Below are 8,698 nucleotides of genomic sequence, written 5' to 3'. Positions count from 1 at the left end.
GCCGTCGCGGCCACGGTGCCCGCCCGCACCGCCGGACCCGCCCCGGCCGCCCCCGCGCCGGAGGGGGAAGCCGGGTGATCCGACTCCTGCTGGCCGACGACCATCCCGTGGTACGCACGGGACTGCGCGCACTGCTGGAGCGGGAGCCGGACTTCACCGTCGTGGCCGAGACCGGCGGCGCGGACGAGGCCGTACACCTCGCCGGGCGGGGCGGGATCGACGTGGTGCTGATGGACCTGCGGTTCGGCCCGCCCACGGACACCACGACCCCGGACGGCGCGACGGCCACGGCCCGCATCACCGCGGCGGACGACGCGCCCCGGGTCCTCGTGCTGACCACCTACGACACCGACGCCGACATCCTCGCCGCGATCGAGGCGGGCGCCACCGGCTACCTGCTCAAGGACGCGCCGCCGGAGGAACTCGCCGATGCCGTCCGCACCGCCGCGCACGGCCGTTCGGCACTGTCGCCGTCGGTCGCGCACCGGCTGCTCGACCGGGTGCGCAACCCCGGTGCGGCACTGAGCCCCCGGGAGACCGAGGTGCTGGGCCTGGTGGCCGCGGGACTGTCCAACCAGCGCATCAGCCGCCACCTGCACGTCAGCGAGGCGACGGTGAAGTCGCACCTCGCCCACATCTACACCAAGCTCGGCGTGGACTCCCGTACCGCGGCGGTCGCCGCCGCACGGCAGCGGGGCGTCCTCGGCACCTGACCCGGCGCCGACGACGCGCCGTCAGTCCCCCACGTCCACCAGGCCGGAACGGACCTCGGGCGCGGCGGAACGCCGCTCGTCGGCGGCCGCGTCGTCCGGCTGCGACTGGGACGCGCGCTCGGCCTCCACCCGCTCCCGGTACACCTCGATCTCGCGGGCGGTCGTCTCCTCCGACCAGCCCAGCACCTCGCCCATCAGCTCCGCGACCTGGCGGGCGCAGTCCACGCCCCGGTGCGGGTACTCGATCGAGATGCGGGTGCGGCGGGCGAGGACGTCCTCCAGGTGCAGCGCCCCCTCGTGGGACGCCGCGTAGGTGATCTCCACCCGCAGGTAGTCGGGGGCGGCGTCCAACGGCCGCAGCAGCTCGGGCCTGCCGTCGGCCTCGGCCAGCACCTGACCGATCAGCGACCCGTAACGGTCCAGCAGGTGCCGCACCCGGTAGGGGTGCAGCCCGTGCCGGGTGCCGAGGTGGTCGGCCTGGTTGACCAGGGCGTGGTAGCCGTCCGCACCCACGAGGGGGACCTTGTCGGTGATCGACGGCCGCGCCCGGCCCGGCAAGTCCGCGGCCGCCGCGTCGACCGCGTCGGCCGCCATCACCCGGTAGGTGGTGTACTTCCCGCCCGCGATCGCGACGAAGCCCGGGGCCACCCGGGAGACGGCGTGTTCGCGGGACAGCTTCGAGGTCTCCTCGCTCTCCCCCGCGAGCAACGGGCGCAGACCGGCGTAGACGCCCTCGATGTCGTCGTGCGTCAGCGGCCGCGCGAGCACCTCGTTGACGTGGTCGAGGATGTAGTCGATGTCGTGCCGGGTGGCCGCCGGGTGGGCCAGGTCGAGGTGCCAGTCGGTGTCGGTGGTGCCGAGGATCCAGTGGTTGCGCCACGGGATGACGAACAGCACCGACTTCTCCGTGCGCAGGATGAGGCCGGATTCGGAGATGATGCGGTCGCGGGGCACCACGATGTGCACGCCCTTGCTCGCCCGGACCCGGAACCGACCCCGGCTGCCCGAGGCGTGCTGCAGCTCGTCGGTCCACACACCCGCGGCGTTGACCACGACCGCGGCCCCGACGTCGGCCTCGTCACCGGTCTCGACGTCGCGCACCCGCACCCCGGAGACCCGGTCGGCCTCCCGGAGAAAATCCACCACCTGGGTGGACGTGCGCACCACGGCACCGTAGTGGGCCGCCGTGCGCGCGACGGTCATCGTGTGCCGGGCGTCGTCGGCCTGCGCGTCGTAGTACCGGACGCCCCCGACGAGGGCGTCGCGTTTGAGGGCGGGAACCATCCGCAGGGCACCCGCCCGGGTCAGGTGCTTCTGTCCCGGTACCGACCGGGATCCGCCCATCGTGTCGTAGAGCAGCAGCCCCGCGGCGGTGTAGGGGCGCTCCCACACCCGGTGGGTGAGCGGGTAGAGGAAGCTCACCGGTTTGACCAGGTGCGGCGCCAGCCGGGTCAGCATCAGCTCCCGTTCCCGCAGCGCCTCCCGCACCAGTCCGAACTCGAGCTGCTCCAAATAGCGCAGTCCACCGTGGAACAGCTTGCTGGACCGGCTGGAGGTGCCCGAGGCGAAGTCGCGCGCCTCGACCAGCGCCACCCGCAGGCCCCGCGTCGCCGCGTCGAGCGCCGTCCCGGCACCCACCACACCGCCGCCGATCACCACGACGTCGAACGTCTCCTCGCGCAGCCGCCGCCACGAGTCCTCGCGGTCGGCCGGTCCCATCGACACGGTCACGTGTGTTCCCTCCTCACGAGCGTCCGGCGCCGGCGGGCAGGTGGTCGCGCCGTCGTCCACCCCCAGCATCCCACGCCGACGCCGGGTCCGGGCCACTCGAAATCCACGGTGGCCGGACGCGGGCGGCGATGCCGCCTTTCGACCGATGCGGGCGGGCGGTCCGCGTGGGACGATGAGGCGAACTGGCAACGGGGCCTTGTCTCAGGGAGGGTCGATGAGCGCGACCGCGGAGCAGAGCCGTTCCGGAGGGTGGGCACGCATCAGGCAGAGCACCGGCGGTGAGCTGCTGGCCGAGTTCCTCGGTACCGCGGTGCTGCTGATGTTCGGCGCCGGCTCGGTGGCCGTCGCCCTCGCGGGGCTCCCCGGCTCGGGCAGACAGTTCGACGAGTTCGGCCCGGCCAACTGGCTGATCATCGCGTTCGGCTGGGCGCTGGCGGTGGCGTTCGGTGTGTACGTCGCGGGCGGGGTCAGCGGCGCACACATCAACCCGGCGGTCACGCTGGCCTTCGCGGTGAGCCGGAAGTTCCCCTGGGTCAAGGTGATCCCGTACTGGATCGCGCAGACCCTGGGCGCCTTCGCCGGCGCGGCGGTGGTCTACGCCGTCTACAACGACGCGATCGAGGTGTTCAACGAGTCCGAGGGCCTGGCCCGGGACGAGTCCGTACCGAGCTTCTCGATCTTCGCGACGTTCCCGGCGGAGTACTTCGGCGGCGGGTCGTGGGGCCCGTTCGTCGACCAGATCGTGGGCACCGCGCTGCTGGTGGGCGTCATCGCCGCACTGATCGACAACCGGAACATGGCCCCGGCGGGGAACTTCGGCCCCTGGGCGATCGGGTTCGTGGTGGGCGCGATCGGCCTCAGCTTCGGTACCGGCGCCGGGTACGCGATCAACCCGGCGCGTGACTTCGGCCCCCGGTTCTTCACGTGGCTGGCGGGATGGGGCGAGACGGCGTTCCCCGGCAACGGTGACTGGTTCAGCAACTACTGGTGGATCCCGATCGTCGCGCCGTTGATCGGCGGTGTGCTCGGCATCCTCATCTACGACTTCTTCATCGGCCAGGTGCTCAAGGCCCGCGAGTTCCCCGAAGGCATGGAGAAGCCGCCACCGGGGCGCGTGCCCGGCTCCGACGAGGACTGACCGGCCGCGACATCCGGTGCGGGACGACCCCACCGCCGCGGGCCGCGGGGCCCGGGAGGAGACAGGAGACGACGTATGGCCTCGTACATCGCCGCCATCGACCAGGGGACCACGTCCACCCGGACGATGATCTTCGACCATGCCGGTCGGGTGGTGGCCTCCGACCAGCGTGAGCACCGGCAGATCTTCCCGGAGGCGGGTTGGGTCGAGCACGACGCGGAGGAGATCTGGGCGAACACCCGGGCCACCGCCGCGGGCGCCCTGGCCGCGGGCGATCTGACCGCCTCCGAGATCGCCGCCGTCGGGATCACCAACCAGCGGGAGACGACCCTGGTGTGGGACCGGCACACCGGCAAGCCGGTCTACAACGCGATCGTCTGGCAGGACACCCGCACCGACCGCATCATCACCGAACTCGGCGAACTCGGTGGCGGGCAGGAGCGCTACCGGGACATCACCGGGCTCCCGCTGGCGACCTACTTCTCCGGCCCGAAGGTGAAGTGGATCCTGGACAACGTCGAGGGCGTCCGCGAGCGCGCCGAGGCGGGCGATCTGCTGTTCGGGAACATGGACACCTGGGTGCTGTGGAACATGACCGGCGGCGTCGACGGCGGCCTGCACATCACCGACCCGACCAACGCCTCCCGCACCCTGCTGATGAATCTCGACACGCTGACCTGGGACGAGAGCATCGCCGCCGACATGGGCATCCCGATGTCGATGCTGCCGGACATCCGCTCGTCGTCGGAGACCTACGGCACCACCCGCGAACGCGGCGCACTGGGCGGAGTGCCGATCGCGGGCATCCTCGGCGACCAGCAGGCGGCCACCTTCGGCCAGGCCTGCCTGTCCGTCGGCGAGGCGAAGAACACCTACGGCACCGGCAATTTCGTCCTGCTCAACACCGGCACCGAGAAGGTGATGTCGGCCAACGGGCTGCTCACCACGGTCTGCTACAAGATCGGCACCAACGCGCCGGTGTACGCGCTGGAGGGCGCGATCGCCGTCACCGGGTCGCTGGTGCAGTGGCTGCGGGACAACCTGAACATGATCGGCTCGGCGGCGGAGATCGAGAACCACGCCCGCACCGTGGAGGACAACGGCGGCGCCTACTTCGTGCCCGCGTTCTCCGGCCTGTTCGCCCCGTACTGGCGCTCGGACGCCCGCGGCGCGATCGTGGGCCTCACCCGCTACGTCAACAAGGGCCACCTCGCCCGCGCGGTGCTGGAGGCGACGGCGTTCCAGACCCGCGAGGTCATCGACGCCATGAACGCCGACTCCGGCGTGCCGTTGAAGACGCTCAAGGTGGACGGCGGCATGGTGGTCAACGACCTGCTGATGCAGTTCCAGGCGGACATCCTGGGCGTGTCGGTCATCCGGCCGCAGGTCAGCGAGACCACCGCGCTCGGCGCCGCCTACGCGGCCGGGCTCGCCGTCGGCTTCTGGGCGAGCGAGGACGACATCCGCGCCAACTGGTCCGAGGACAAGCGGTGGGAGCCGTCGATGGACGAGACCCGCCGGGCGCGCGAGTACCGCAACTGGAAGAAGGCGGTCACCAAGACGTTCGGCTGGGTCGAGCAGGAGAGCTCCGAGCAGCAGGGCTGAGAACCCGCCGGGGCGGGTTATCCGGAACGGGGGTCGTCGGGTGGTCCCCGGACGGCCCCCGCCCCGGTGGCTCCGTGCGTCGGTTTCCGCGAGTCGCGATTCCGTGTGTCAGGTGGCGGCGGTCAGCTCCGGCTCGGCGGTGACCGACAGCATGGAGAACGACACGCCCTGGTTGTCGGTGACCATCGAGTACCGCCCGTACGGGGTGTCCGTCGGGTCGGCCAGCACGCGCCCGCCCAGCCGGTCGACCTCGGCCACCGCGGCGTCGGTGTCCGGCACACCGAAGTAGACCATCCAGTGTGGCGGCACGTCGGCGGGGACGTCGTCCGGCAGCAGCCCGAGCCCCCCGACCGGACGTCCGTCGACCAGCATCGTGGCGTAGGTGTACTGGTCGTCGGACATGTCGTCGAACCCGTAACCGAACACGGCGGCGTAGAAGTCCCGGGCGGTGTCGAAGTCGCGCACCATGCACTCGTTCCACAGCATCGACGAGGGCGTGTCGGTCAGCCGCGCGCCGATGTGCCCGCCCGCCTGCCAGAGGCCGAACGCGGCACCCGCCGGGTCGGCGGCCACCGCCATCCGTCCGTGCGCCATCACGTCGACCGGCGGCACCAGCAGGGTGCCGCCCGCGTCGGTGACCGCCGCGGCCGTGCGGTCCAGGTCCGAGGTGGCGAGGTAGGTCGTCCACACCGCCGGGGCGTCCTCCTCGGCGGAGCTCCCGCCCAGCCCGGCGACGGCGCGGCCGTCGACCGAGCACATGAGGTAGTTGTCCGACTCGTCGCCCTGGTCGGTGAACTGCCACCCGAGCAGGGCGCCGTAGAAGTCCATCGCCATCCGCGGGTCGGGCACCATCAGGTCGACCCAGCACGGGGTGCCGTCGGGCCAGGGTGTGTCACGCAGAGTCATCGTCAGCGCTCCAGTGTTCGCCCGGATGTCGTCACATCCAGCATGAGCGCCGACACACCCACCCGCAACGTCACCACCGCCCGGGCGGGTGTGCCCGGCAACACCCCCGCGAGCGGCGTCAGTCCAGGTCGTCGTGCCGCATGAGCTGCCGCCCGGCCTCGGTGATCGAACCGGACAGCGACGGGTACACGGAGAACGTGAGCGCCAGGTTGTCCACGGTGAGCTGGTTCTGCACCGCGAGCGCGATCGGCAGGATCAGCTCGCTCGCGGTCGGGGCGACCACCACCCCGCCCACGACGACGCCGGTCGCCGGCCGGCAGAACAGCTTCACGAACCCGTGCCGCAGGCCCTCCATCTTCGCCCGGGGGTTGGTGGACAACGGCAGCATGATCGTGCGGGCGGGGACCTCGCCCGAGTCGACGGCCTGCTGGCTCACGCCCACCGTCGCGATCTCGGGGTGGGTGAAGACGTTGGCCGCCACCGTGCGCAGCCGGATCGGGGTGACCCCCTCGCCGAGCGCGTGCCACATCGCGGTCCGGCCCTGCATGCTCGCGACCGAGGCCAGCATCATCGTCCCGGTGCAGTCCCCCGCGGCGTAGACGCCGGGAGCGGTGGTGCGCGAGACCCGGTCCACGCTGATGAAGCCACCGGGCCCGGGCTCGATCCCCACCCGGTCGAGCCCGATGTCGTCGGTGTTCGGCACCGAGCCGACCGTCATCAGGGCGTGGCTGGCCTCGATCTCCCTGCCGTCGGTGAGGTGGATGCGCACCCCGTCGTCGGTGCGCTCGACCCGGTCGGCCCGGGCGTGCTTGACCACGGTGGTGCCGCGTTGGGAGAAGACCTCCTCCAGGACGGCGGCGGCGTCGGCGTCCTCGTGCGGCAGCACCCGGTCCCGGCTGGAGACGACGGTGACCTTGACCCCCATCTCGGTGTAGGCCGAGGCGAACTCGGCGCCGGTGACCCCGGAGCCGATCACGGCGAGATGCTCGGGCAGCTCCGGCAGGGTGTACAGCTGGCGCCAGTCGAGGATGCGCTCGCCGTCGGGCACCGCACCGGGCAGCACCCTCGGTGTCGCCCCGGTGGCGACCAGCACCACGTCGGCGTCCAGCAGTTCCTCGGTACCGTCCGCCGCGGTCACCCCGATGCGGTGCGTGGCGAGCCCGGGTTCCGTGTCGCGGAACCGGGCGGTGCCCGCCACGATCCGCACGCCCTCCCGCTGGACCCGGGCGCGGACGTCGGCCGACTGGGCCAGCGCGAGGCCGCGCACCCGGCCGTGCACCGTGGGCAGGTCGATGTGCGGCCTGGCGACCTGGATGCCGAGTTCCGGGAAGCCGTGCAGCCCGGCGCGGGCGCCGGAGGAGGCGATGAAGGTCTTCGAGGGGACGCAGTCGTAGAGCACGCAGGCGCCGCCGAGGCCGTCCCGCTCCACCACGGTGACCTCGCCACCGTGCTGCGCGGCGACCAGCGCCGCCTCGTAGCCGGCCGGGCCGCCACCCATGATCACGATTCTGCTCAACTCGACTCCCTCCACACGCCTGCTGCCCGTCCAACTCTAAGAGGCGACACGCGGACTGCGGCCTTTCGGGTGAGCCGGTGGTCGTTACCCTGGAGTCGTGCCCCTGTATGCCGCGTACGGGTCCAACATGGACCCCGCTCAGATGTCGGACCGAGCCCCGCACTCCCCGATGGCCGGAACCGGCTGGCTGGAGGGTTGGCGGCTCACCTTCGGTGGCGAGGACCTGAACTGGGAAGGTGCGCTGGCGACCATCGTCGAGGATCCCGGCTCCCGTGTCTTCGTCGTGCTGTACGACGTCACACAGTTGGATGAATCACGGCTCGACCAGTGGGAAGGCGGCGAACTCGGCCTGCACACCAAGATCAGGTTGAGGGTGCAGACCATGGACGGGTCGGTCCTGGCCTGGTTGTACGTCCTGGACGCCTATGAGGGCGGCCTCCCGTCGGCCCGCTACCTCGGCGTGCTGGCCGACGCCGCCGAGGCCGCGGGCGCCCCCGCCGACTACGTCGACGACCTGCGCACCCGCCCCTGCAAACGCATCGGCCCCTGACCCCACCCCGGACCCGCGAGTCGCCCCTTCAGGACCGCGAGTCGCCCCTTCAAAACCGCGAGTCGCCCCTCCCGTCCCACAGCGGCAGTCCGCGGCGACGGAGGAGCTCCCGGACCTCGCTGCGCAACCGTGCGGGTTCGACCAGGTCCCGCGCATCCGCACGCACCACGGTCCAGCCCCTCCTGCGCAGATCCTCGTCCCGGGCCGCGTCGGAGTCCCGACGCCCCTCGTGCCACCGGTACCCGTCGTACTCCACGGCGACCCGCACCTCCGGCCACGCGAAGTCGAGCCGGTAGAGCACGACACCACGGTGGTCGAGGACCGGAACCTGCTGTTCGGGCACCGGTAGTCCGCCGTCGACGAGGGTGAGCAGCACCCCGCTCTCGGCGGGCGACTCGGCCAGTCCCGACGCCAGGGTCAGCAGCTCGTGGGCCTGGCGACGTCCCCGGGTGTCGGGCCTGCGGTCGACACGCCCGGCCACCCGGGTGCGGAACGCCTCGCGCTCGTGCTCGGCCGGCAGCCGCAGCGTCGCGTCCGCG

General features: G+C 72.0%; 8 protein-coding genes. 4 read left to right on the top strand and 4 right to left on the bottom strand.

Translation table 11 applies throughout. From position 1 onward, the window contains the following. Positions 1-74: 74 nt before the first annotated feature. Entirely contained in the window at positions 75-713 is a 639-nt protein-coding gene (locus ACTIR_RS0116845; RefSeq protein ID WP_026455163.1) for a response regulator, read from the top strand. Positions 714-734: 21 nt separating this feature from the next. Here the strand turns inward: ACTIR_RS0116845 and ACTIR_RS0116840 are convergent, their stop codons facing one another. Then, positions 735-2,432, bottom strand: a complete 1,698-nt coding sequence (locus tag ACTIR_RS0116840) for a glycerol-3-phosphate dehydrogenase/oxidase (RefSeq protein WP_154663796.1) — start codon at positions 2,430-2,432, stop codon at positions 735-737. A gap of 226 nt (positions 2,433-2,658) precedes the next feature. On the opposite strand from ACTIR_RS0116840, the gene ACTIR_RS0116835 reads away from it, so the two are divergent. After that, the gene (locus ACTIR_RS0116835; protein ID WP_026455161.1) at positions 2,659-3,582 is read left to right on the top strand and encodes an MIP/aquaporin family protein; all 924 of its coding nucleotides are present in this window, start codon (positions 2,659-2,661) and stop codon (positions 3,580-3,582) included. 75 nt (positions 3,583-3,657) lie between these two features. Next, positions 3,658-5,187 (top strand): glycerol kinase GlpK, encoded by a 1,530-nt coding sequence (glpK, locus tag ACTIR_RS0116830; protein ID WP_026455160.1) that lies wholly within the window; start codon positions 3,658-3,660, stop codon positions 5,185-5,187. Positions 5,188-5,295: 108 nt separating this feature from the next. Here glpK and ACTIR_RS0116825 read toward each other — a convergent pair whose 3' ends face one another. Continuing rightward, positions 5,296-6,093 (bottom strand): VOC family protein, encoded by a 798-nt coding sequence (locus tag ACTIR_RS0116825; protein ID WP_026455159.1) that lies wholly within the window; start codon positions 6,091-6,093, stop codon positions 5,296-5,298. A 118-nt stretch (positions 6,094-6,211) separates the two neighbouring features. Continuing rightward, positions 6,212-7,609: an NAD(P)H-quinone dehydrogenase gene (locus ACTIR_RS0116820; RefSeq protein ID WP_026455158.1), complete on the bottom strand. Its 1,398-nt coding sequence runs from the start codon at positions 7,607-7,609 to the stop codon at positions 6,212-6,214. Between the two features lie 97 nt (positions 7,610-7,706). On the opposite strand from ACTIR_RS0116820, the gene ACTIR_RS0116815 reads away from it, so the two are divergent. After that, a complete protein-coding gene (locus ACTIR_RS0116815; RefSeq protein WP_007024271.1) occupies positions 7,707-8,159 on the top strand; it encodes a gamma-glutamylcyclotransferase in 453 nt (150 codons plus the stop codon). Between the two features lie 49 nt (positions 8,160-8,208). Here the strand turns inward: ACTIR_RS0116815 and ACTIR_RS23920 are convergent. Continuing rightward, positions 8,209-8,698, bottom strand: a 490-nt coding sequence (locus tag ACTIR_RS23920; protein ID WP_154663795.1) for an endonuclease domain-containing protein, incomplete at its 5' end; no start/stop codon positions are given.

Origin of the sequence: Saccharomonospora iraqiensis subsp. iraqiensis, from assembly GCF_000430445.1 — a bacterium.
Classification (GTDB): Bacteria; Actinomycetota; Actinomycetes; order Mycobacteriales; family Pseudonocardiaceae; genus Saccharomonospora; species Saccharomonospora iraqiensis.
Note: the sequence above shows the minus strand (reverse complement) of the source record. Positions and strands in the feature narration are given on the sequence as shown.

What these genes read in the sequence shown, in the direction of transcription:
- ACTIR_RS0116840 (WP_154663796.1), bottom strand. Translation starts at nt 2,432, where the DNA reads ATGGGACCGGCCGACCGCGAGGACTCGTGGCGGCGGCTGCGCGAGGAG.
- ACTIR_RS0116835 (WP_026455161.1), top strand. Translation starts at nt 2,659, where the DNA reads ATGAGCGCGACCGCGGAGCAGAGCCGTTCCGGAGGGTGGGCACGCATC.
- glpK (WP_026455160.1), top strand. Translation starts at nt 3,658, where the DNA reads ATGGCCTCGTACATCGCCGCCATCGACCAGGGGACCACGTCCACCCGG.
- ACTIR_RS0116825 (WP_026455159.1), bottom strand. Translation starts at nt 6,093, where the DNA reads ATGACTCTGCGTGACACACCCTGGCCCGACGGCACCCCGTGCTGGGTC.